Origin of the sequence: Streptomyces sp. NBC_00440 (assembly GCF_036014215.1) — a bacterium.
Taxonomy (GTDB): domain Bacteria; phylum Actinomycetota; class Actinomycetes; order Streptomycetales; family Streptomycetaceae; genus Streptomyces.
Genome location: NZ_CP107921.1, coordinates 2,060,081 through 2,081,065, shown reverse-complemented (window position 1 = coordinate 2,081,065; position 20,985 = coordinate 2,060,081). Strand labels below are relative to the sequence as shown.

The 20,985-nt window shown below is 70.6% G+C and carries 18 protein-coding genes and 1 other RNA gene; 8 read left to right on the top strand and 11 right to left on the bottom strand.

What is annotated here, in order from left to right; translation table 11 throughout:
• The first annotated feature begins 9 nt into the window (after positions 1 to 9).
• The gene (locus OHB13_RS09315; protein WP_328376737.1) at positions 10 to 951 is read left to right on the top strand and encodes a 3-oxoacyl-ACP reductase; all 942 of its coding nucleotides are present in this window, start codon (positions 10 to 12) and stop codon (positions 949 to 951) included.
• A gap of 193 nt (positions 952 to 1,144) precedes the next feature.
• On the opposite strand, the gene OHB13_RS09310 is transcribed toward OHB13_RS09315, so the two are convergent.
• Together OHB13_RS09310 and OHB13_RS09305 are read right to left on the bottom strand one after the other, a co-directional pair.
• On the bottom strand, positions 1,145 to 1,324 hold the full coding sequence (locus OHB13_RS09310; RefSeq protein WP_328376736.1) for a hypothetical protein: 180 nt from the start codon (positions 1,322 to 1,324) through the stop codon (positions 1,145 to 1,147).
• Positions 1,325 to 1,467: 143 nt separating this feature from the next.
• Positions 1,468 to 2,793, bottom strand: coding sequence for a hypothetical protein (locus OHB13_RS09305; protein ID WP_328376735.1), 1,326 nt, complete (start codon positions 2,791 to 2,793; stop codon positions 1,468 to 1,470).
• Between the two features lie 187 nt (positions 2,794 to 2,980).
• On the opposite strand from OHB13_RS09305, the gene OHB13_RS09300 reads away from it, so the two are divergent.
• The 4 genes from OHB13_RS09300 (at position 2,981) to OHB13_RS09285 (ending at position 6,882) form a co-directional block, all read left to right on the top strand.
• Positions 2,981 to 4,018 carry an ABC transporter substrate-binding protein gene (locus OHB13_RS09300; RefSeq protein ID WP_328376734.1) on the top strand — a complete coding sequence of 346 codons (1,038 nt, stop codon included), beginning with the start codon at positions 2,981 to 2,983 and terminating at the stop codon, positions 4,016 to 4,018.
• Between the two features lie 85 nt (positions 4,019 to 4,103).
• A complete protein-coding gene (locus tag OHB13_RS09295) occupies positions 4,104 to 4,967 on the top strand; it encodes a Nif3-like dinuclear metal center hexameric protein (RefSeq protein WP_328376733.1) in 864 nt (287 codons plus the stop codon).
• Positions 4,964 to 5,707 carry a zinc ribbon domain-containing protein gene (locus tag OHB13_RS09290; RefSeq protein WP_266861126.1) on the top strand — a complete coding sequence of 248 codons (744 nt, stop codon included), beginning with the start codon at positions 4,964 to 4,966 and terminating at the stop codon, positions 5,705 to 5,707. The genes OHB13_RS09295 and OHB13_RS09290 overlap by 4 nt, the downstream gene beginning before the upstream one ends.
• The gene (locus tag OHB13_RS09285; RefSeq protein WP_328380250.1) at positions 5,707 to 6,882 is read left to right on the top strand and encodes a bifunctional RNase H/acid phosphatase; all 1,176 of its coding nucleotides are present in this window, start codon (positions 5,707 to 5,709) and stop codon (positions 6,880 to 6,882) included. The genes OHB13_RS09290 and OHB13_RS09285 overlap by 1 nt, the downstream gene beginning before the upstream one ends.
• A gap of 101 nt (positions 6,883 to 6,983) precedes the next feature.
• On the opposite strand, the gene eda is transcribed toward OHB13_RS09285, so the two are convergent.
• Entirely contained in the window at positions 6,984 to 7,601 is a 618-nt protein-coding gene (gene eda / locus OHB13_RS09280; protein WP_266857559.1) for a bifunctional 4-hydroxy-2-oxoglutarate aldolase/2-dehydro-3-deoxy-phosphogluconate aldolase, read from the bottom strand.
• A 175-nt stretch (positions 7,602 to 7,776) separates the two neighbouring features.
• On the bottom strand, positions 7,777 to 8,559 hold the full coding sequence (gene yaaA / locus OHB13_RS09275) for a peroxide stress protein YaaA (protein WP_328376732.1): 783 nt from the start codon (positions 8,557 to 8,559) through the stop codon (positions 7,777 to 7,779).
• Positions 8,560 to 8,777: 218 nt separating this feature from the next.
• Between yaaA and OHB13_RS09270 the strand changes: the two genes are divergently transcribed.
• The gene (locus OHB13_RS09270; RefSeq protein ID WP_328376731.1) at positions 8,778 to 9,356 is read left to right on the top strand and encodes a Uma2 family endonuclease; all 579 of its coding nucleotides are present in this window, start codon (positions 8,778 to 8,780) and stop codon (positions 9,354 to 9,356) included.
• Between the two features lie 52 nt (positions 9,357 to 9,408).
• Positions 9,409 to 9,813, top strand: an RNA gene (gene rnpB, locus OHB13_RS09265) — RNase P RNA component class A.
• 69 nt (positions 9,814 to 9,882) lie between these two features.
• Here rnpB and OHB13_RS09260 read toward each other — a convergent pair.
• The 4 genes from OHB13_RS09260 to OHB13_RS09245 form a co-directional block, all read right to left on the bottom strand.
• Positions 9,883 to 10,668 carry an SAM-dependent methyltransferase gene (locus tag OHB13_RS09260; protein WP_328376730.1) on the bottom strand — a complete coding sequence of 262 codons (786 nt, stop codon included), beginning with the start codon at positions 10,666 to 10,668 and terminating at the stop codon, positions 9,883 to 9,885.
• Between the two features lie 111 nt (positions 10,669 to 10,779).
• Positions 10,780 to 11,616, bottom strand: coding sequence for a sugar phosphate isomerase/epimerase family protein (locus OHB13_RS09255; protein WP_328376729.1), 837 nt, complete (start codon positions 11,614 to 11,616; stop codon positions 10,780 to 10,782).
• A gap of 20 nt (positions 11,617 to 11,636) precedes the next feature.
• The gene (locus tag OHB13_RS09250; protein WP_328376728.1) at positions 11,637 to 13,433 is read right to left on the bottom strand and encodes a thiamine pyrophosphate-binding protein; all 1,797 of its coding nucleotides are present in this window, start codon (positions 13,431 to 13,433) and stop codon (positions 11,637 to 11,639) included.
• Positions 13,434 to 13,435: 2 nt separating this feature from the next.
• Positions 13,436 to 15,028 carry a GMC family oxidoreductase gene (locus tag OHB13_RS09245; protein ID WP_328376727.1) on the bottom strand — a complete coding sequence of 531 codons (1,593 nt, stop codon included), beginning with the start codon at positions 15,026 to 15,028 and terminating at the stop codon, positions 13,436 to 13,438.
• Positions 15,029 to 15,333: 305 nt separating this feature from the next.
• Here OHB13_RS09245 and OHB13_RS09240 point away from each other — a divergent pair, with 305 nt between their 5' ends.
• Positions 15,334 to 16,389, top strand: a complete 1,056-nt coding sequence (locus OHB13_RS09240) for a LacI family DNA-binding transcriptional regulator (protein WP_328376726.1) — start codon at positions 15,334 to 15,336, stop codon at positions 16,387 to 16,389.
• A gap of 2 nt (positions 16,390 to 16,391) precedes the next feature.
• On the opposite strand, the gene hisD is transcribed toward OHB13_RS09240, so the two are convergent.
• From hisD to OHB13_RS09225, 3 genes are all read right to left on the bottom strand, one after another.
• Positions 16,392 to 17,720: a histidinol dehydrogenase gene (hisD, locus tag OHB13_RS09235; RefSeq protein ID WP_328376725.1), complete on the bottom strand. Its 1,329-nt coding sequence runs from the start codon at positions 17,718 to 17,720 to the stop codon at positions 16,392 to 16,394.
• A gap of 84 nt (positions 17,721 to 17,804) precedes the next feature.
• On the bottom strand, positions 17,805 to 19,298 hold the full coding sequence (locus OHB13_RS09230) for a CoA-acylating methylmalonate-semialdehyde dehydrogenase (protein ID WP_266857578.1): 1,494 nt from the start codon (positions 19,296 to 19,298) through the stop codon (positions 17,805 to 17,807).
• A 148-nt stretch (positions 19,299 to 19,446) separates the two neighbouring features.
• On the bottom strand, positions 19,447 to 20,553 hold the full coding sequence (locus tag OHB13_RS09225) for a zinc-binding dehydrogenase (protein WP_328376724.1): 1,107 nt from the start codon (positions 20,551 to 20,553) through the stop codon (positions 19,447 to 19,449).
• Between the last annotated feature and the right edge of the window lie 432 nt (positions 20,554 to 20,985).

Genomic DNA, 20,985 nt, shown 5'->3' with positions numbered 1-20,985 from the left:
AGCTCGTCCATGTCCTTGCCACTTGATGGCCTGTCCGCGATCGTCACCGGGGCCGGCCGCGGCCTCGGCCGTGCCGAAGCGCTCGAACTCGCCCGGCTCGGTGCGAGCGTCGTCGTCAACGACTTCGGCCAGCCGGGCCGCGACGGTTCCGGCGAGGCGTCCGCCGCACCCGCCGAAGAAGTCGCCGCCGAGATCCGCGCGTCCGGCGGACAGGCGGTCGCCCACCTCGGCGACGTCGCGGACCACGAACAGGCCCGTGCTCTCGTCCAACTGGCCGTCGACACCTACGGAAAGCTCGACATCCTGGTCAACAACGCGGGCATCCTGCGGGACCGGATGGTCTTCTCGATGACGGAGAACGAGTGGGACTCGGTGATCCGGGTCCACCTCAAGGGCCACTTCAACACCACCCACTTCGCTTCGGTGCACTGGCGCGAGCGGTCCAAGGCGGCGGGTAGCCCGGTCTACGGCCGGATCGTCAACACCTCGTCGGAGGCGTTCCTCGCAGGCTCGGCCGGCCAGCCGAACTACGCGGCGGCCAAGGGCGGCATCGTGGGGCTCACCACGTCGACGGCGCTGGCACTCGCCAAGTACGGCGTCACCGCCAATGTGATCTGCCCGCGCGCCAGGACCCGGATGACCGAGGACGTGTTCGCCGGGTTCGGCGAACCGGACGCGGGCGAACTGGACTCGCTTGCACCCGAACACGTCTCGCCGCTCGTCGGCTATCTCGCCTCCCCGGCGGCCGCGAAGGTCAACGGCCAGCTGCTCGTGGTGCACGGCGGGATGGTCGCCGTGGTGGAACGGCCCAGGGTGGCGGCGAAGTTCGACACCGCGAAGACGGTGTTCTCGTACGAGGAACTGGACGAGGTGATCTCGCCGTACTACGCGGACCGCCCGCCGAACGAGACCTTCGCGGCCGCGGAGGTGCTGGGCCTCAAACACGGCTGACGCCCCGGCGGCACGACGGAAGGGCCGGCCCCCGCCTGAAACGGGGACCGGCCCTTCCGGTGTGCGTGAATCGGTTGTGCGCGAGCGGTTGTGCGTGAATCGGTTGCGCCTGAGCGGTTGCGCCTGAACGATTCTGCGTGAGCGAATTGTCCGTGCGCGGTTCTGCGTGCGCAGTTGATGCGTACGCGGACCGTCAGGCCGCGTTCGAGTGCTGCTGCTCCGCCGAGCGGCGATGGCGGCCGTTGGTCTCCGCCTCGGACGCCTCGGTGGGCGCCGCACCCCCCCGGTGCTTTCCGGAGCCTCCGGCTTCGCCCCGGCCGGCGGCCGCAGGCTGCGGGCGCGACTGGGCGGTGTCGGTCCTGGCTTCAGACATGATGGGAAATCTCCCCCGTCAAATCGCTGTGTTCGCTTCTTTGCCGTGCTGTGCTGCCGTGCTGTGTTGTGCTCTGCCGTGCTCTTCCGTGCCTGAAGTGATCACGCGTACGCGATCACTTCTGCGTGTGCAGGCCCGCGATTCTAACCACGCTGCGGGCGGCTCGTCAGAGGCGCCTGCTGCAACGGTACGGGCTTGCACACAACAGGAGACATCTGGGCCGCACATGGTTCCTGACCAGCGACTTCCGTTTGTGCGGGTTCTGTGCCCCCGTCACCCGGCGACTCCATCCGGGGATCGAGCGGCAGCCCGCCGAGCGGTGCGATGTCCAGCACGCCGACCGGCACGGCCCCGGTGGTGCAGGGCAGTCGGAGCACCCCCTCCGTGCTCCACAGCCCCGCGCCCGCCAACCACCCTTCGGGGGATGCCAGTTGCAGCAGCCGCCGCCCCGCAGGGCGCCACACCCCGAGCCAGCTGCCCGTCGCGCTCGCGATCCGCAGCGCGACCCCGCAGCTCTCCGGCATGAGCATCTGCCCCGGCTGCACGGCGAACGGCGTCAGCACCGCGTCGTCGAGCCGCAGGGACTCCGGGAACCGGATCGGCCGTCTGCTCCCCAGCACCCCCCAGCCCAGCCGGTCGTCCCCCGGCGCGTCCGACCGTACGAGCAGCAGACCGCTGTCCGGGTCGGCGAGCAGCAGCCGGTCGTCGCTTCCGTCGGCGATCTGGAGCAGCGGAGTGACCTCGCCGCCCCGCTCCAGGTCGACCGCTACGGCCTTGGTGACCCCGCCCGTCTCGCGGTCCAGCGCCAGCATCCGGCCCGTACGGTCCAGCCACACCCCGCCGGTGCAGCGCCCCGGCACATCGGCGACGTGCTCGGGCCCGAAGGCGCCGCCCGCCACCAGCCAGACGGTGGTCGTGTGCGGGCCGGGCTCCAGTGCGTACGCGCGGCAGCCACCGGGCACGGGCGGCAGCAGCGTCAGCCGCTCGCACTCGACGGCGCCCAGCGGCAGTTCGCCGGTGCCGGGCCCGGTCGGGTACAGCAGCGAGAAGGCGTGCCGCCCGTCCACGGACCGCCGGATCAGCACCCGCCCGTCGGCCATCGGCAGCACGTCGGAGCCGGGCTCCTCGGGCTGGTTGCCGGGCAGCTCCACCGCGTACGGCTCCGGTCCTTCCAGGGTCCAGCGCTCGGGGAACCAGGCGTCCCCGGTGCGGCGGGCCAGCCGGGCGGCGTAGGACCCGTCGTCGGTGATGGTGAAGTCCATCTCCGGTGCGGCGCCGCTCTCAGCACCGCTGTCAGCGCTGCTCTCCGGGCCGCCTTCCCGGTCGCCTTCCGCGCTGCCCTTCGCGCCGCTTTCCGGACCGCTCTCCGCACTGTCCTCTGCGGCGGTCCGTACGGTGATCCGCACGGGGGTCCGTACGGCTGTCGGTGTCGCTGTCGGTGTCGCGGTCTTCGTGGCCGAGGCCGTCATATTTCGGTCACCTCCGGACACCGAAGCTAGTTTTCGCACGTCCTGCCGAGTCGGCCCTGGCCTGCCGCTTCACACATACGGGTGGCTGTCCCGGTGTTCGCCTGAGAGGGAGGGGGCGGATGTGCTCGTGGACCGGAGGCCGTTTAAGGTAAGGCACACCTAAGTGGTTTCTGTCAGGAGCTTCGCCATGTCCGTACGTCGCCGCAGCACCGCTGCCGCCGCCCTCGCGCTCACCGGCGCGCTCGCCCTCACCGCCTGCGGAAGCGGCGACAGCGGTGACGGGGGTTCCAGCAAGGCCGGCGCAGCCGCCAAGAAGGACGTGGCCACCGGAGGCAAGGACTTCGGCGACGCGGCGACGAAGACCGCCGCACTCGGCACCGACGCGAAACCCGGCCAGTTCCCGCGCACCATCACCCAGGCCATGGGCAAGACGGTGCTCAAGGCGAAGCCCAAGCGGGTCGTCGTGCTCGACGTCGGCGAGCTGGACAACGTCGTCTCCCTCGGCATCAAGCCCGTCGGCTACGCGCCCACCGAGGGCAGCGACGGCATCCCCGGCTACCTGAAGAAGAACGCGGGCAACCCGAAGAACGTCGGCACCATCAACAGCCTCAACCTGGAGGCCATCGCCAACCTCCACCCGGACCTGATCCTCGGCAGCCAGCTGCGCGCCGCGGACAAGTACGACCAGCTCAAGAAGATCGCGCCGACCGTCTTCTCCATCCGCCCCGGCTTCACCTGGAAGCAGAACTACCTGCTGAACGCCGCGGCCCTGGACCGGACCGCCCAGGCCGAGGCCGAGCTCGGCGCGTACGAGAAGCGCGCCAGGAAGCTGGGCGCCGACGTCGGCCCCCACAAGCCCACCATCTCGATGGTCCGCTACATGCCCGACCGGATCCGCCTCTACGCGGAGGACTCCTTCATCGGCACGATCCTCAAGGACGCCGGGCTGCCGCGGCCCAAGAGCCAGCAGGTGAAGGACCTCGCGGTGGAGATCAGCCCCGAGAAGATCGACTCGGCCGACGCGGACTGGATCTTCACCGGCGTGTACGGGGACCCCAAGGCGACCAAGCGCGACACCGTCCAGGCCAACCCGCTCTGGAAGAACCTCAAGGCGGTCAAGGACGGACAGGCGAAGAACGTCCCGGACGAGACCTGGTACCTCGGTCTCGGTGTGACGGCGGCCAACAAGGTCCTCGACGACCTCCAGAGCTACCTGGTCAAGTAGGACCGCGGGCCGGGACCCGGCCGGGCAGGCGGTCCGGCGGGACCGACCGGCAGCAGGGGCACGGGGCGCAGGTAACCTGGTAACCGTGCCCCGTCTGTCTGAAGTCCTCTCCGCACTCGACGCCCTGTGGCCGCCCGAGCGGGCCGAATCCTGGGACGCCGTCGGCACGGTCTGCGGTGACCCCGCGGACCCCCGTGACACCGTCGACCGCGTCCTCTTCGCCGTCGACCCCGTCCAGGAGATCGCCGACGAGGCCGTGAAGCTCGGTGCCCAGCTGATCGTCACGCACCACCCGCTCTATCTGCGCGGTACGACCACGGTCGCGGCCGACACCTTCAAGGGCCGGGTCATTCACACCCTGATCAGACACGGCATCGCCCTGCACGTCGCGCACACCAACGCCGACACCGCCGACCCCGGGGTCTCCGACGCCCTCGCGGGCGCGCTGGACCTGCGGGTGGTGGGTCCGCTCGTACCGGACCCCACCGATCCGCTCGGCCGCCGCGGTCTCGGCCGCGTCTGCGAGCTGGACCATCCGCTGCCGCTGCGGGAGTTCGCCGCACTGGCCGCCGCCCGGCTGCCCGCCACCGCGCAGGGTGTCCGCGCAGCGGGCGACCCCGACGCACTCGTCCGTACCGTCGCGGTCAGCGGCGGATCAGGCGACAGCCTCTTCGGCCGGGCACGCGCGGCCGGAGTCGATGCCTTCCTCGCCGCTGACCTGCGCCACCACCCGGTGTCGGAGGCCGTGCAGCAGTCACCGCTCGGCCTGCTCGACGCCGCGCACTGGGCCACCGAGTGGCCCTGGTGCACCCAGGCCGCGGCCCAGCTCGACGAGATTTCCGACCGCAACGGATGGGGTCTGCGCACCCATGTGTCCCGTACGGTCACAGACCCCTGGACCGCCCACGCGGCGTCCACCGCAACCGATCATTCTGGAGCCCCCAACTGAACGCCGCGCACGCCGACCAGATCCGACTTCTCGACGTCCAGTCCCTCGACGTACGCCTGTCGCAGCTCGCGCACAAGCGCAAGTCGCTGCCGGAGCACGCCGAGATCGACTCCCTGACGAAGGACCTCACCCAGCTCCGTGATCTGCGCGTCGCCGTGCAGACCGAGGAGAGCGACACCGCCCGCGAGCAGACCAAGGCCGAGCAGGACGTCGACCAGGTCCGCCAGCGCTCGGTCCGCGACCAGCAGCGCCTCGACTCCGGCGCGGTCAGCTCGCCCAAGGACCTGGAGAACCTCCAGCGCGAGATCGCCTCGCTGGCCAAGCGCCAGGGCGACCTGGAGGACGTGGTCCTGGAGGTCATGGAGCGCCGCGAGTCCGCCCAGGAGCGGGCCGCCGAACTGACCGAGCGCGTCTCGTCCGTCGAGGCCAAGGTGGCCGATGCCACCGAGCGCCGGGACGTGGCCGCCGCGGAGATCGACCGGGAGACCGGCACGCTCACCAAGGAGCGCGAGGTCGTGGCCGGTTCGGTCCCCGCCGACCTGATGAAGCTCTACGAGAAGCTGCGGGAGCAGCAGGGCGGCGTGGGCGCGGCCCGGCTCTACCAGCGGCGCTGCGAGGGCTGCCGCCTGGAGCTCAACATCACCGAGGTGAACGAGGTCAAGGCGGCGTCCCCCGACACGGTGCTGCGGTGCGAGAACTGCCGTCGCATCCTGGTGCGCACGGCCGACTCGGGCATCTGATGCGGGAGTTCGTCGTGGAGGCGGACGGCGGTTCCCGGGGCAACCCGGGGCCCGCCGGCTACGGCGCCGTCGTACTCGACCCGGTCAGCGGGGAGACGCTCGCCGAGGCCGCGGAGTACATCGGCATCGCGACGAACAACGTGGCCGAGTACCGGGGCCTGATCGCCGGGCTGCGCGCAGCCGCCGCGCTGGACCCGGCGGCCCGGATCCGGGTCCGGATGGACTCCAAGCTCGTCGTCGAGCAGATGTCGGGGCGCTGGCAGATCAAGCACCCCGACATGAAGCCGCTGGCTGCTCAGGCGGCGGCGGTGCTGCCCGGCCCGCAGGTGACGTACGAGTGGATCCCGCGCGCGCAGAACAAGCACGCGGACCGGCTCGCCAACGAGGCGATGGACGCGGGCCGGGACGGCAGGCAGTGGGAGCCGTCCGCCTCGACAGCGGAATTCACGGCCCGGGGCGCCGCTGTTCACGACGAGGCTGCCCGGGGCGGGTCCGCCCGGGACTCCGCTGCTGCGGCGCCGGCCGTCGGCTGGGCGGCCCCGGCCGATCTGGGCGCCCCGGCGACCTTCGTCCTGCTGCGCCACGGCGAGACGGCGCTCACTCCGCAGAAGCGGTTCTCCGGCAGCGGGGGCACGGACCCCGAGCTGTCGGCCGTCGGCCGCGGACAGGCGGCCGACGCCGCGACCGCGTTCGCGGCCCGCGGCACGATCCAGGCGGTTGTCTCCTCACCCCTGCGCCGCTGCCGTGAGACGGCCCGGACGGTCGCCGACCGGCTGGGTCTGGAGGTACGGATCGAAGAGGGCCTGCGCGAGGCGGACTTCGGCGCCTGGGAGGGGCTGTCCTTCGGCGAGGTACGCGAACGCTACCCGGCCGACATGGACGCCTGGCTCGCTTCGCCGAAGGCGGCGCCGACGGGTGGCGGCGAGAGCTTCGCGACGGTGGCCCGCAGGGTCGCCGCGGCCCGCGACCGCCTGATCGAACGCCACCGGGGTACGACAGCCCTGCTGGTCACGCACGTCACACCGATCAAGACGCTGGTACGGCTCGCGCTGGGCGCACCGCCGGAGTCCCTGTTCCGGATGGAGCTGTCGGCGGCCTCGGTGTCGACGGTGGCGTACTACGCCGACGGCAACGCGTCCGTACGGGCGCTGAACGACACGTCGCACCTGCGCTGAGCGCTGAAGCTCCGAGCAGCAGGGCGAGTTGGGCCGAGCGGGGGCCGGGGCCGGCCGTGCGGGACCGGGGGCCGGCCGTGCGGGGCCGGACCCCCGGTGGTTCAGCCGCGCAGCGCCGCGGCGCCCCGGGCCAGCAGCTCCACCCGGTCCCAGTCCCGCGCCGCCACCGCATCGGCCGGCAGCATCCAAGTACCCCCCACGCATGCCACGTTGGGCAGCGCCAGATACGAGGGCGCCGACGCCAGCGAGATACCGCCCGTGGGGCAGAACCTGGCCTGCGGAAGCGGCCCGCCCAGGGACTTGAGATAGGCCGTGCCGCCCGCCGCCTCCGCGGGGAAGAACTTCATGTCGGTGATCCCGCGCTCCAGCAGCTCCACGACCTCGGACGTGGTGGAGACCCCCGGCAGGAACGGCACGCCGGATTCGGTCATCGCGCCGAGCAGCCGGTCCGACCAGCCGGGGCTGACCAGGAACCGGGACCCCGCGGCCACCGCCTGCGCCACCCCGTCGGGGGAGATCACCGTGCCGGCGCCGACCACGGCCTCCGGAACCTCGGCGGCGATGGCGCGGATCGCGTCGAGCGCGGCGGGCGTCCGCAGCGTTACCTCGATCGCGGGCAGCCCGCCCGAGACCAGGGCCCGCGCCAGCGGCACGGCATCGGCGGCATCGTCGATGACGACTACAGGGACGACGGGGGCGAGGTCAAGCACGGAAGTCATACAGGCATCCTGCCCCGGCACACACGTCCTGCGCAACGAGCGTTGCGCAGCGTGCAACGGCCGTGGTGGGTCCTGTCCTCTGCGCCCACCGAATCCCGCCCCACCGCCCAGCCCGATCCGGCCCGGCCCGACCTCGCCCGGCCCCGCCCGCCCGATCCCGCCCGCCCGATCCCGCTCAGTGGATCTCGGTCACCAGGACGTCCAGCTCCCGGGGCTTCCCCGGCTTCACCGGGGCCGGGGTCTCCACCTCGTAACCCAGTTCCCGCAGCACCTCCACCAGCTCGTCGGGCCCGGCCGGAGCCGCGTCCGCGAGGAGCAGGTCCCGTACGATCCGCCCCTTCGTCGCCTTGTTGAAGTGGCTGACGACCTTCCGGGTCGGCGCGTGGAGTACCCGCACCGAAGCCGTACGGCCGGCGACCTCGCCCTTCGGCTTCCACGCCGAGGTGTACGCGGCGGACCGGAGATCGAGCACAAGCCCGTCGCCCGCGGCCCCCGGCATGACCTCGGCCATCGGCCCGCGCCAGTACGGGCCCAGCGCCCCGAGCCCCGGCAGCTTCACACCCATCGAGCAGCGGTACGAGGGGATCCGGTCACCGATCCGTACCGCGCCCCACAGCCCCGAGAAGACCATCAGCGAGTCCTCGGCCCGCTGCCGCGCCGCCGCGTCCAGCGAGGCGAGGTCGAGCGCGTCGTACAGCACCCCGGTGTAGATCTGCCCGGCGGGCCGGGCGCCCGCGGTCCGCAGCCCGGCGTTCTTGGCGACCTCACCGCGCAGCCCCTCGCTCAGCCCGAGGACCTCGCGTGCCTTCTCCTCGTCGGCCGCGCACAGGTCGACGAGCTCGTCCAGCACGGCGGCCCGCGCACCGGCCAGCCCGGGCAGCGAAAGCGACTCCGGCTTCAGCGGGGCACCGGAGCCGCTCACGGCCTTTCCCTCGGACGGCGGCAAGAGCACGAGCACAGCAGGTCTCCTCATGTACGGACAACAGCGTCTGACCAGGGTAGAGGGGCGGCCCGTCTCCCTGCGGCCCAGCCGGTTCCGACGCATTCGCCACAGGAACCGGGAGCAGCGCCCGGCCCGTACCGGCGTGTGCCACGATCGGGGGAAGATCTCCCATCTCACGGACAGTGGAGCAGCTGATGTCCCACGCTGGCGAGCGACCGAGGAAGGGGCGTGACATGACTGCCATTCCGCATGAACCGCTCACGCAGGCAGAGGTCCTGCTGGAGGGCTTCCTGGCGCTGGAGACGCCGGAGGGCTTCCGCGCGGAGCTGATCGAGGGGGAGATTGTCGTGACGCCGCCGCCGGACGGGGATCATGAGGACTACATCAATCTGGTGGCGAAGCAGGTGATCAGACGTTCGCGGACGGAGATGGATCTCTCTGGGAACAAAGGCCTGAAGCTGCGGAGCGGCGGAGCCTGCCCCAAGAACCACGCCATCCCCGATGGCACGTTCGCCCCCACCGCTCAGCGGTTGTTCCGGGGCGCCGAGCCCTGGATGCCCTGTGACGGTGTGGCCCTGGTGGCCGAGGTCACCTCCAGCAAGCCGCAGGCCGACCGGGAGGGCAAACGCCGCTGCTACGCACGCGGGGCCATTCCCCTCTACCTTCTCGTCGACCGCGAGGAGTCCTCGGTGACGCTGTTCAGCGACCCGGAGGCCGACGACTACCGGCAGCACTGCACCATCCCGTTCGGCAAGTCGCTGGCCCTCCCGGAGCCCTTCGGCTTCGAGCTGGAGACCGCCGACTTCGTCTGAAGTCCGGGTACGGGGGGCGTCGACCCGCAGGTAGCATGGCCGGTACGGCAGACGAGTCGGCCGGACGGCCGCGTGGAGATCCTCCGGATCTTCCCGAGGAACGTCCGGGCTCCACAGAGCAAGGTGGTGGCTAACGGCCACCCGGGGTGACCCGCGGGACAGTGCCACAGAAAACAGACCGCCGGGGTCCGCAAGGCCCCTGGTAAGGGTGAAACGGTGGTGTAAGAGACCACCAGCGCCTGAGGTGACTCAGGCGGCTAGGTAAACCCCACCTGGAGCAAGGTCAAGAGAGGCCGTCGCACGACGGCTTTGCGCGGACGTTCGAGGGCTGCTCGCCCGAGTCCGCGGGTAGACCGCAGGAGGCCGGCAGCAATGCCGGTCGTAGATGGATGGCCGTCTCCCCGGCGACCGCGAGGTTTCCGGGCGACAGAACCCGGCGTACAGGCCGGCTCGTCCTGTCGCAAGGGGCCTCTGGCCAGCTTAATTGCTGGTCAGAGGCCCTTTCGCATACCCGGTGCGGCCCCGCTCAGGGCTTACGGGCGACGAGTCCCCACTGGTCGACGGCTGTGGGGTTCTCTTCCGTCGGGCGCCAGAACGCGATGGATCCGAAGCCCGGTTCGACCAGTTCCAGGCCATCGGCGCATCGGGTGATCTCTTCCGGTTCCCGTACGAGGTAGGGAGGGTTGTCGCCCGAGTCGTACGCCTTCTGCGCCGCCAGCGTCTGCGGTGTCTTCACCGTGTCGCAGAGCACCAGATAGCTTCCCGACGGCATCCGGGCCATGTATCGCTGAACCACCTTGATCCCGTCGGCCGGGGTCAGATGTCCCAGGGTCGACAGCAGAAGCACGGCCACCGGCTCGGACAGGTCCAGCGTCTTCGCTGCTTCGTCCACCACCGCGTCCGTGTCGGACAGATCCCCCTCCACATAGTCCGTCCGGCCCTCCGGAGCGCTGACCAGCAGCGCCGTGGCATGGACCAGGACGATGGGGTCGTTGTCGACGTAGACGATCCGGGCGTCCGGTGCGACGGACTGCGCGACCTCGTGAGTGCTGTTCTCCACCGGCAGCCCGGTTCCCACGTCCAGGAACTGACGCACACCCAAGGAGGCCAGGTGGTGGACCGCCCGAGCCTGGAACGCCCGCGAAGCCTGCGCGATATCGGCCATCTGCGGGTACGCGGCGGTCACCGCGGCGGCCAGCTCCCGGTCCACCCGGTAGTTGTCCTTCCCGCCGAGCCACGCATTCCACACCCGCGCGGAGTGCGGTACGTCCGACCGGATCTTCTTCCGGAACTCGCCGTCATCAACAGCCATCACGTTCTCCTACTCGCCTTGCACCGAGTGCAGTTGGCCAGGTGGTACCGGGTCGCGCCCACGGCATGACCGTACCCTTGCCCCGACGAGAAGTTGCTCGTACGGCGTCCCTCAGGGCGCGTGCTTGTCGATGAGCCCGGACAGGTGCTGGTAGCTCTTGGTGGCCGCTTCCAGGGACGCGCACTCCACGGAGAGCACCAACTCGTGATCGGCGCGGGCGAGTGTGGCGACGACGCGGTCCCAGTCGATGACCCCTTCGCCGCAGGCGCAGCCGAGCATGCCGCGTACCTTGCCCCGGTAACGTGCGGCGTCCTCGTGCGATATGTCCTTGGCGTGCAGGTGGGTGACGCGGCCGACGATGTCCTCCAACCACTGGTGCGGGTCGTTGCCGCTCAGATAGCTGTTGCCGGTGTCGAGATTGATGGTCAGCGCCGGGCTGTCGACGAGCCCCATGAGGCGGTCGAGCCGCTCGGGCGTGGCGGTGTACTCGCCGTGCGTCTCGATCGCGATGGCGATGCCCCGCGCCTCCGCCACCAGGGCCGCCTCCTGGAGCGTGTACCGCATGAGGGTGTAGTTCTCCTCTTCGGTGGTCCAGGACGGCAGCGGCCCGTCGTCAATCATGATCATGGGGGCGCCGCACTCGGCGGCGTAGCGGATGGACTGGCGCAGGTACTCGACGCTGACCTCCGGCTTGGCCAGCGGTGCGTGGCTGGACAGCGAGGAGATGCTCAGCCCCCGGCTCTCCGCGGCGTGCTTCAGACGCAGCGGGTCGTCGAGCATCGAGAGACTGTGGAAGTAGCCGGCCGCGCTGAGCAGTTCACGGCCCCAGTGGACCATTGGCTCGACGTACTTGTAGCCGATGGCCGCGGCCTGGTCCATGGCCCAGTCGAAGGACCCGTTCTCGAAGCGGGCGAACTCCAGGTTCAGGCCGAGTTTGATGTTGCCCATGGTGTGTACCTTCCCTCCGGTCAGAAGCCGCGCTGGACGACGTACTCGTCACGGGTCGGCCCGTGGTACGCGGGGACGGTGATGTCCCACCAGCCGGTCGGGTGCATCTCGGTCCAGGGCAGTTCGTGCGCGCTCATGGCCTCGATGACCACCGGGCCGGGAGTGGCGAAGGCGCGGCGGACCGCGTCCGCGAGTTCGGCCGGGTTCTCGACGCGTTCGGCTGTGCAGCCCAGCGAGCGGGCGAACTCGGTGATGTCGGCGAAGTACGGCTTGCCGTCCTTGGTGGTCCAGCCGCTGACGATCTGGCGTTCCTTGCCGAAGAGATTGATCTGGAGGTCCTTGATCGCCTCCCAGCCGCCGTTGTTCAGCACGACCACGACCAGCGGAAGGCCGAGCATGACCGCGGTGGCCAGTTCGGTGCCGGTCTGCAGGAAGCTGCCGTCACCCACCATCGCCAGGACCGGCCGGTCACCGACGGCGGCCTGGGCGCCGATGGCGGCGGGCAGGCCGAAACCGATCCCCGACATGCCGCCGGCCACGATGTTGGTACGCGGCCCGTAGACGGGGAACTCGTTGAAGGCCTGGTTGGCCGGATTGCTGGAGTCGGTGACCAGGATGCCCTCCCGGGGCAGAGCCTCGCGGATCTCCACCATGGCCCGGGAGTTGGTCATCGGCAGGTGGTCGGTGGTCCGCATCGGGCGCAGGTGCTCCTCCCACTGCGCCTTGAGGTCCTGCAACTCGGCGAAGTACTCGGAGGAGCGCCAGTCCGGGGCGTCGCCGAGCGTGTTCAGCTCGCCCAGCAGGGCGCTCAGGCTCGCCCTGGCATCGCCGACGACACCGACCTCGGCGGGGTAGTTCCGCCCGATCTCGAAGCCGTCGATGTCGATCTGGACGAGTTTGGTGCCGGGGATGTCGAAGGTGACGCCCGGCTTGTAGGAGGAGGTGATGCGGTCGCTGAAACGGCAGCCGACCGCGAGGATGACGTCCGCGGTGCGGGTCACGCCGTTGCCGGGGACGGAGCCCATGTCGCCGCAGGGCCAGGCGTACAGGTCGTGGTCGGCGGGGAAAGCGCCCTTGCCCATGAAGGAGTGGGTCACGGGCGCGCCGAGACGTTCGGCGACGGCCACCAGTTCGGCGCCGGCCTCGGATGCGATGACGCCGCCGCCCGCCAGGATGACCGGGCGCCGGGCACCCGCCAGCAGCCGGGCGGCCTCCGCGATGCGCTCGGGGTCGCCGCCGGGGCGGCCGTGCGCGCGCCTGCGGCGGGTCTCCTCCGGCTCGTACGCGCCGTACTCGGCCTGGAGATCCTGCGGGATGTCCAGGAGGACGGGGCCGCGGCGGCCCTCGTACATGGTGTTGAAGGCCTGGGCCAGGACGGTGGGGAGCTGGTCGACCCGGCTCGGCTGCCACCAGCGCTTGACGACGGGCTCGGCCATGCGCGGGAAGTTGTTGCCGTGCGGCCGGTCGATCTCCTGGAGCACCCCGTGGTTCTCCATGTAGGTGTGCACCGCGCCGGTGATCAGCAGGAAGGGCTGGGAGTCGGCGAAGGCCGTGGTCAGACCGGTGAGCGTGTTGGTCGCACCGGGACCGATGGACGTACAGCAGGCGGCGACCTTGCCGGTCGCACGGTAGTAACCGTCGGCCATGTGGGCGGCGCCCTGCTCGTGCATGGCCGGGACGACTTCGATCTCGTCCTTGCGGTCGACGAAGGCGTCGATGAGGGCGGTGTTGCCGTGTCCCGGGACGGCGAAGACTTTCTCCACCCCTTCGCGGATCAGGAAGTCGACGACGATCTGGCCGCCGGTGAGCCTGGGCATATCTACCTCTTGTTCGTGTGCTGGACGTTCGTGTGCTGGGCGGGGGCGGCTGCGGGGGAGGCGCCGGTGAGGTGGTCCGCGACGCGCAGGGCGTTCGCGGCGATGGTCAGCGCCGGGTTCATCACCGGCAGCGACGGGAAGAAGGACGAGTCGACGACGTAGAGGTTGTCGACGCCGTGCGAGCGGCAGTTCGCGTCCAGTGCGGAGGTCGCGGGGTCGGTGCCGGCCCGGACGGTGCCGGCCTGGTGGGAGTTGACCTCGATGCCGGTCCGCTGGCTGAACACCAGGGGAAACCCCATGCGGCGCAGGATCTTCCTGGTCTCCCGGACGAGGACCTCGTGCGCACGTACGTTGTTGGGCTTCCAGTTGATCCGGATGTCCCCGGCGGACGTCAGGGTGACGCGGTTGTCCGAGTCGGGCAGGTCCTCGGTGAACAGCCACCAGTCGATGCTGCGGTGGGCGGCGTAGCGGAGTGCCCAGGCGGGGATGGCGGGGCGCTGGCCGGCCATCATGTCCGCCTGGAGCTTGCCGATGAGCTGGACGTGCCCCAGCGGGTAGGGGTGGTCAGCGGTGCCCTTGGTGTAGAAGTCGTTGAAGTACAGGGTCTTCTGGAACTCCGCGGTGTTCTTCCGGGTCGGGTGGACGCCGACCATCACGGAGTTGTTGTGGACCATGTAGTGGCGGCCGACTGTGCCGGAGGAGTTGCCGAGCCCGTCCGGGTGCTGCGGGCTCGCCGAGCGCAGCAGGAGGGCTGCGGAGTTGACGGCGCCGCAGGAGACGACCACGGTGCCGGCGCCGACAGTGATGGGCGCTCCGTTGCGGAGCATCTCCACGCCGGTCGCCTTGCTGCCGGAGTCGTTCGTGAGCACCCGGGTGACCCGGGCGTTGGTGACCAGCTCGACCGAACCGGCGGCCAGGGCGGGCCGGACACAGCAGACATCGGCGTCGGACTTGGCCAGGACCCGGCAGGGGAACCCGTCGCAGAAGGCACAGCGGATACAGGATCCGCCGTCCCGCAGGTCCAGGCCGAGCGGGATGCTCGACGGGGTGAGCCCCATGCGGGTCAGGGCGTCGGCGGCCTCCTGGACCGGCGGCTCGTGTCCGATCGCCGGGTAGGGGAAGGGTTCGGACCGGTCCAGGGTGGGGTCGTCGAACTGGTCCCCGTGCACGCGGAAGAGCGTCTCGGCGCGCAGGTAGTACGGCTGCAGGACTTCGTACGGGAAGGGCCACTCCGGCGAGGTGCCGGCCTCGTGCTCCGTCGCCCGGAAGTCCTCGCGGCGGAACCGTACGAGCGAGGAGCCGTAGAGCTTCGTGTTGCCGCCGACGTAGTAGTAGTTGCCGGGTGTGAAGGCCTTGCCGCTCCCGTCGTACCACTGCTCCGCGTTCTGGTAACGGTGGCGGCGGAAGATGGCTCCGGCGTCCCAGTTCTGCTTCTCCTGCGGCAGGAAGTCACCGCGTTCGACGAGAAGCACGCTGGCGCCGACGTCCTTGAGGGCGTAGGCCATCGTGGCGCCGCCCATGCCGGAGCCGACGATCACGAAGTCGTAGTGCGACCCGGTGGGGCCGTCATTGGGGAGAGCTGGTTTTCCGTTCATGGGGTTCGTCCCTGGCTGGAGCTGGAGAGGGGTGCGTGCGGAAGATCCGCTACGGGGTGGCGGGGGGTGCGGAGACCGCTCGTCCGCCGGCACTGCGGTGTGCGGCACCCCATGGCCCGGAAGGGTGGCGGGACGGGCTGCGAGTCTTCGGTGATCACTTTAGTTATTCGATTAACCGACGCGAGGCTAACATCGCGACCCGGGCTGTCAACAGAGGTGAATGCGGCCCGCAACGCCCGGAAGCGCGCTGGGTAGGGTTGCCGGCGAACCACGCCGACGAGGGGAAGCAGGCGCCAGTGGTCACCATGCGTGATGTAGCACGGGCGGCGGGTGTCTCCCAGGCGGCCGTCTCCTACGCGTTCAGCCGGCCGGAGAAGCTGTCCGCGGCGCAGCGCGAACGCGTCCTGCAGATCGCCGAGGAACTCGGATACACCGGTCCGCACTCGGTCGGCCGTACGCTGCGGACCGGCCAGGTCGGGGCGCTCGGCCTGATGGTCACGGACTCGCTGCCCTACGCCTTCGACGACCCGGCCACCGCCGCGCTGCTGCGGGGGATCGCCGAGGTCGGCGAGGTGTCCGAGACGGCGCTCACCCTGCTGCCGTGTCCGCTGGAGTCGGAACGCCTGACCCAGAACTCCGGTGTGTTGCTGCGGGGGCTCGTCGACGGCTTCCTCGCCTACGCCCTGCCCGAGGGGCATCCCGCGGTGGAGACCGTGCTGCGCAGGCGGTTGCCGGTGGTGGTCATCGACGGTCCCAACCCCGGAGGGCTTCCCTGGGTGGGGATCGAGGACCGTGCAGCCGCCCGGTCGGCCGCCGCTCACCTGCTGGCCCTGGACCACCGTTCGGTCGGCATCCTGGTCGACCGGCTGGTGCCCGACGGCTACCGCGGCCCTGTCACTCCCGCCCGGCAGCGCGCGGCACGCGACCGGGTGATGAAGGAACGGCTGGCGGGCTACGCCGCCGCCTTCCGCGCGGCCGGCCTGCCGTGGAGGGAGGTCACCGTCATCGAGGCGGGAGGCTTCGACGAGACCGCTTCGCTGGCCGCGGCCGGGACCCTGCTGGCGGAAGCCGGCCCCATCACGGCCGTGCTCGCCGGTACCGACGTCCTGGCGCTCGCGGCGATGCGGACCGCCCGCAGCCGCGGCCTGCGCGTTCCCGAGGATCTCTCGGTGATCGGGTTCGACGACCTTCCCGGTGCGGCCGGCGCACAACTGACCACCGTGCGCCAGCCGTTGGTCGAGAAGGGACGAAGCGCCACCCGGCTGCTGCTGGATGTGATCGCGGGCGCCGGGCCGAAGGAGATCCTCCTGCCGACGGAACTGGTCGTACGGGCGACGACCGCCCGGCCCGGGCACGGCTGACCTCACCTGCCGGATCCGCCGAGGCGTACGTCGTGGTCGCTCCACGACAGGCCCGCCTCGCCGTACCGGGCCGCGCGCAGGTCACCGGAGCGGGCGTGACCCTCGAAGTTCTCCAGGCGGGAGGCCCGACCGCAGATCTCGCCCAGCAGCGCACTGCTGGCCTTGTTCCGGACCTCCTGGTAGGTCACGGTCTTGAGGTACTTGCCCACCCACAGACCGCCGGTGTACCGGGCTGCGCCCATGGTCGGCAGGACGTGGTTGGTCCCGATGACCTTGTCACCGTAGGGAACGCAGGTGTCCTGGCCGAGGAAGAGGGCGCCGTAGTCCCGCATGCCGGTCAGGGCGTCCCGCGGTTCGGCGGTGAAGATCTGCACGTGCTCGCTGGCGTAGGTGTCGGCCAGGGCGAAGGCCTCGTCCTGGCTGTCCACCACCACGACCTCGCCGTGGTCGCGCCAGGCCGCACCGGCGACCCTCCCGGTCGGCATGGCGGGCAGCAGTTCGCCGATGAACTCGATCGTGCGCCGGCCGACCTCGCGGGAGGTGGTGATCAGGACCGCCGGGGAGTCCGGGCCGTGCTCGGCCTGGCTGAGCAGGTCCACGGCGACCGTGAACGGGTCGGCGGTGTCGTCGGCGACGATGAGCACCTCGGTGGGCCCGGCGAACAGGTCGATCCCCACCTCGCCGAACAACTGCCGCTTGGCCTCGGCCACATAGGCGTTGCCGGGGCCGGCCAGCATATGGACCGGGTCGACGGTCTCGGTGCCCAGGGCAAGGGCGGCGACCGCCTGCACTCCGCCGAGTACGTAGATCTCCTCCGCGCCCGCCATGTGCATGGCGGCGACGCTGACCGGCGGCGGGGCGCCCTCGTTCGGAGGGGTGGTGGCGGCCACCCGCTCGACGCCCGCCACCTTCGCCGTGACGATGGTCATGTGCGCGGAAGCGGTGAGCGGGTAACGGCCGCCCGGCACATAGGCACCGGCCGCCGAGACCGGGATGTTGCGCTGTCCCAGGAACACGCCCGGCAGGGTCTCGATCTCGAAATCGTGCAGGGAGTCGCGCTGTGCCTGTGCGAAGTTCTGCACCTGCTGCTGCACGAAGCGCAGATCTTCGAGGACGCCGGCGGGAACCGACGAGACGATGGATTTGATCTCCTGTGCGCCGAGCCGGTAGGACGGCCGGTCCCAGGAGTCGAACTTCGCCGAGTACCGGCGGACGGCGTCGTCGCCGTTGGCCCGCACGTCGGCGATGACCTCGGCGACGGTGTCGACGACCTCCGGGCGGCTGCTGCGCGCACCGCTCTTGGCGGCGGCGGACTTCAGTACAACGGGCACGGCTGGTCTCCTTGAGGAAAGGGAAAGCGGAGGGGGGAACTGTTCGGCCTGAGGGGAACTACTCGGCCCGCGGAGGGGCGGCGATCAGGTGTTCTCGGGGAATCCGAGGTTGATTCCGCCGTGGCTGGGGTCGAGCCACCGGGTGGTGATGACCTTGCCGCGGGTGAAGAACTGGACGCCCTCGGTGCCGTGGGCGTGGCTGTCACCGAACAGGGAGTGCTTCCAGCCGCCGAAGGAGTAGTAGGCCATGGGGACGGGGACCGGGACGTTGACGCCGACCATGCCCACCTTGATCTCGTTGGCGAACTGCCGTGCCGCACCACCGTCGTTGGTGAAGATCGCGGTTCCGTTGCCGTACGCGTTGCGGTTGATCAGCTGGACGGCTTCGTCGTAGGTGTCCACGCGGACGACGGAAAGCACCGGCCCGAAGATCTCGTCGGTGTAGATGCTCATGTCGGTGCCGACGTGGTCGAAGAGGGTGGGGCCGACGAAGAAGCCTGCCCCGTCGGCGTCCGGACGCACCTCGCGCCCGTCGACCACCAGCGTGGCGCCGGCCTTCTCGCCGGCGTCCACATAGCCGGACACCCGCTGCTGGGCCTGCGCGGTCACCAGGGGGCCCATGTCGCAGTCGCGGGTGCCGTCGCCGGTGCGCAGCTGGAGCGTGCGCGCCTTTATTCTGGCGACGAGTTCATCGGCGATGTTGCCGACAGCAACCACTGCTGAGATGGCCATGCACCTCTCGCCCGCTGAGCCGTACCCGCCGTTGACGGCCTGGTCGGCGGCGAGATCGAGGTCGGCGTCGGGCAGCACGACCATGTGGTTCTTGGCCCCGCCGAGCGCCTGGACGCGCTTCCCGTGGGCGGCGGCCGTCTCGTACACGTACTGCGCGATCGGCGTGGACCCCACGAAGGACACGGACTCCACGTCCGGGTGGGTCAGCAGGCCGTCAACGGCGGACTTGTCCCCGTTGAGGACGTTGAAGACACCGTCGGGAAGTCCCGCTTCCTTCCACAGCTCGGCCAGCCACAGCGCGGCGGTGGGAACCTTCTCGCTCGGCTTGAGGATGACGGCGTTGCCCGCCGCGATGGCAATGGGGAAGAACCACAGAGGCACCATGGCCGGGAAGTTGAACGGCGAGACGATGCCGACCACGCCGAGGGGCTGGCGCACGGAGTGCACGTCGACCCTGGTCGACGCGTTCTCGGTGAAGCCGCCCTTGAGCAGGTGGGGGATGCCGCAGGCGAATTCGACCACCTCCTGGCCCCGGCTGACTTCTCCGAGTGCGTCGGAGAGCACCTTGCCGTGCTCGGAGGTGATGATCTCGGCGAGTTCGGGCTTGCGGGCGTTCAGCAGCTCGCGGAAGCGGAACAGGACGCGGGTCCGCGCTGTCAGCGATGTGTCGCGCCAAGCGGGGAAGGCCGCAACTGCCGCCTCCACGACGGCATTCACGTCGCTCTCGGCGGCCAGCGCCAGCTGAGCGGTGACCTCTCCGGTCGCCGGGTTGGTGACGTCGGAGTACCGGTCGCCGATGCCTTCGAAGGCCGTACCGTTGCGCCAGTGGTGCAGCGTGAGTGCCATGGACTGATCCATTCTGCTGTCGTCTCTGCTGTCGTCGGAATCGCTGCTGAGGGAGTCCGCAGCGGGGAGAGGCCGCCCGGGCCGGCGGCTGGTGCCGCGTCCACACGGGGCCGGGAGCGCTGCTGATGAACGCGGGGAGTGCGAGGTGTCAGGCGTCGGGGTCGATCTCGATGAGAGCCCGACCGACGATCTTTCCTTCGCTGAGGAGCCGGTAGGCCTGGTCGGCCTGGTCCAGCGGGAAGCGCCGGCTGATCAGGGCCCCGGGGTCGAGACGCCCGTCGGCCACGAGCCGGCCCAGGTGCGCCAGGTCCTGCCGGGGGCGTCCGCCGAAGGACCCGCAGACCTGGATCTTGCGGCGTACGAGCCGGGTGATCTCGATCTCGGCGGTGCGGCCTGCCGGTGCGATGCCGATCATCACGCACCGGCCGCCGTCGGCTGCCATCTCCGTGGCTTGCCGGAAAGTGCCCGGCTGCCCGATCGCTTCCACCACGAGACGGGCCCCTCCTCCGGTGATGTCGCGGACCGCCCGGACCGGGTCGGTGGTGGAGGCATTGACCGTGTCGGTCGCCCCCAGGCGTGACGCGGTTCCCAGCCGGTCGTCGGCGACGTCGACGGCCACGATGCGACCGGCGCCCAGGGCCTTGGCCACGGCTACGGCGCTGAGGCCGACACCGCCGGCGCCCACGATGACCACCGAGTCGCTCTCCCGCAGTTCGCCGACGTGGACCAGCGCGCCGTAGGCGGTCAGGAAGGCGCAGCCCAGGATCGCGGAGTCCCTGAGGTGGCCGCCGGAGGGGATCGGCGCCGCACCGAGCGCGGGCATGACGGCGTACTCGGCCAGGCCCGCCATGGAGTACATCCACACCGGATCGCCGTTGGCGTCGAAGAGCCTGGTCGTCCCGTCGTAGAGCGTTCCGTTCAGCCGGTTGTGTGCGAAGAACGGCTCGCACAGTTCCTCCCGGCCCGACGTGCACATCGCGCAGGAGCCGCACGGCATGATGAATGCGCCGACGATGCTCTGGCCGGGGCTGAGGTGGTCCACACCGGCCCCCGTGTCGACAACCGTTCCGGAAATCTCATGCCCCAGAACCGCGGGGAACGGGAAGGCCACCGAGCCGTCATGGATGTGCAGATCGGTGTGGCAGACACCGCAGGCGGCGACGCGCACGAGGATCTCTCCCGGCCCGGGCCGGGGCATCCGCAGGTCTGCGATGCCGAAGGGTCCGGACGGGCGCGGAACGACGGCGGCTCTCATGGTGGTCCTCCAAGTACAGATGGAACGTCCTGGCGCGGCGGGATCCGGGTCAGCGAGGTCCTGGTGCCTCGCGCTGCGGGGGAGCCGGCACCCGGCCGGCTGCCGACGCGCTCGCGGGGCGGGGCGCCGCTCCGGTCCGGCGGGAGCCCCTGCCCCATCGCGCTCGCGGCCTGCGCTGCGCGACCAAAGCTGTGGCGTCCACCAGCATGAAGGCGAGGGCCACCCGCAAGGCAGACACAGACTGTGCAAGGATGTCGCCGAATGCTGCATCATTCGTGCAATCCCAGGACCCACCGCGCAGGGCACGATGGGGACCTGCCCCCTGACCGTGGCTCCGGGCGTCCTGCGTCCGGCACCCGTCCCGGCCAGTTGCATCGGCGCAACCCCCGCTGCGCCACCCGTACACCCGGGTGAAGTTCCTACTTGTTCCGA

Bases quoted from the DNA above. Each gene is read 5' to 3' on its own strand.
- OHB13_RS09315 (WP_328376737.1), top strand. From the start codon at position 10: ATGTCCTTGCCACTTGATGGCCTGTCCGCGATCGTCACCGGGGCCGGC.
- OHB13_RS09310 (WP_328376736.1), bottom strand. From the start codon at position 1,324: ATGTCTGAAGCCAGGACCGACACCGCCCAGTCGCGCCCGCAGCCTGCG.
- OHB13_RS09305 (WP_328376735.1), bottom strand. From the start codon at position 2,793: ATGACGGCCTCGGCCACGAAGACCGCGACACCGACAGCGACACCGACA.
- OHB13_RS09300 (WP_328376734.1), top strand. From the start codon at position 2,981: ATGTCCGTACGTCGCCGCAGCACCGCTGCCGCCGCCCTCGCGCTCACC.
- OHB13_RS09285 (WP_328380250.1), top strand. From the start codon at position 5,707: ATGCGGGAGTTCGTCGTGGAGGCGGACGGCGGTTCCCGGGGCAACCCG.
- eda (WP_266857559.1), bottom strand. From the start codon at position 7,601: ATGACTTCCGTGCTTGACCTCGCCCCCGTCGTCCCTGTAGTCGTCATC.
- OHB13_RS09270 (WP_328376731.1), top strand. From the start codon at position 8,778: ATGACTGCCATTCCGCATGAACCGCTCACGCAGGCAGAGGTCCTGCTG.
- OHB13_RS09260 (WP_328376730.1), bottom strand. From the start codon at position 10,668: ATGGCTGTTGATGACGGCGAGTTCCGGAAGAAGATCCGGTCGGACGTA.
- OHB13_RS09255 (WP_328376729.1), bottom strand. From the start codon at position 11,616: ATGGGCAACATCAAACTCGGCCTGAACCTGGAGTTCGCCCGCTTCGAG.
- OHB13_RS09250 (WP_328376728.1), bottom strand. From the start codon at position 13,433: ATGCCCAGGCTCACCGGCGGCCAGATCGTCGTCGACTTCCTGATCCGC.
- OHB13_RS09245 (WP_328376727.1), bottom strand. From the start codon at position 15,028: ATGAACGGAAAACCAGCTCTCCCCAATGACGGCCCCACCGGGTCGCAC.
- OHB13_RS09240 (WP_328376726.1), top strand. From the start codon at position 15,334: ATGCGTGATGTAGCACGGGCGGCGGGTGTCTCCCAGGCGGCCGTCTCC.
- OHB13_RS09230 (WP_266857578.1), bottom strand. From the start codon at position 19,298: ATGGCACTCACGCTGCACCACTGGCGCAACGGTACGGCCTTCGAAGGC.
- OHB13_RS09225 (WP_328376724.1), bottom strand. From the start codon at position 20,553: ATGAGAGCCGCCGTCGTTCCGCGCCCGTCCGGACCCTTCGGCATCGCA.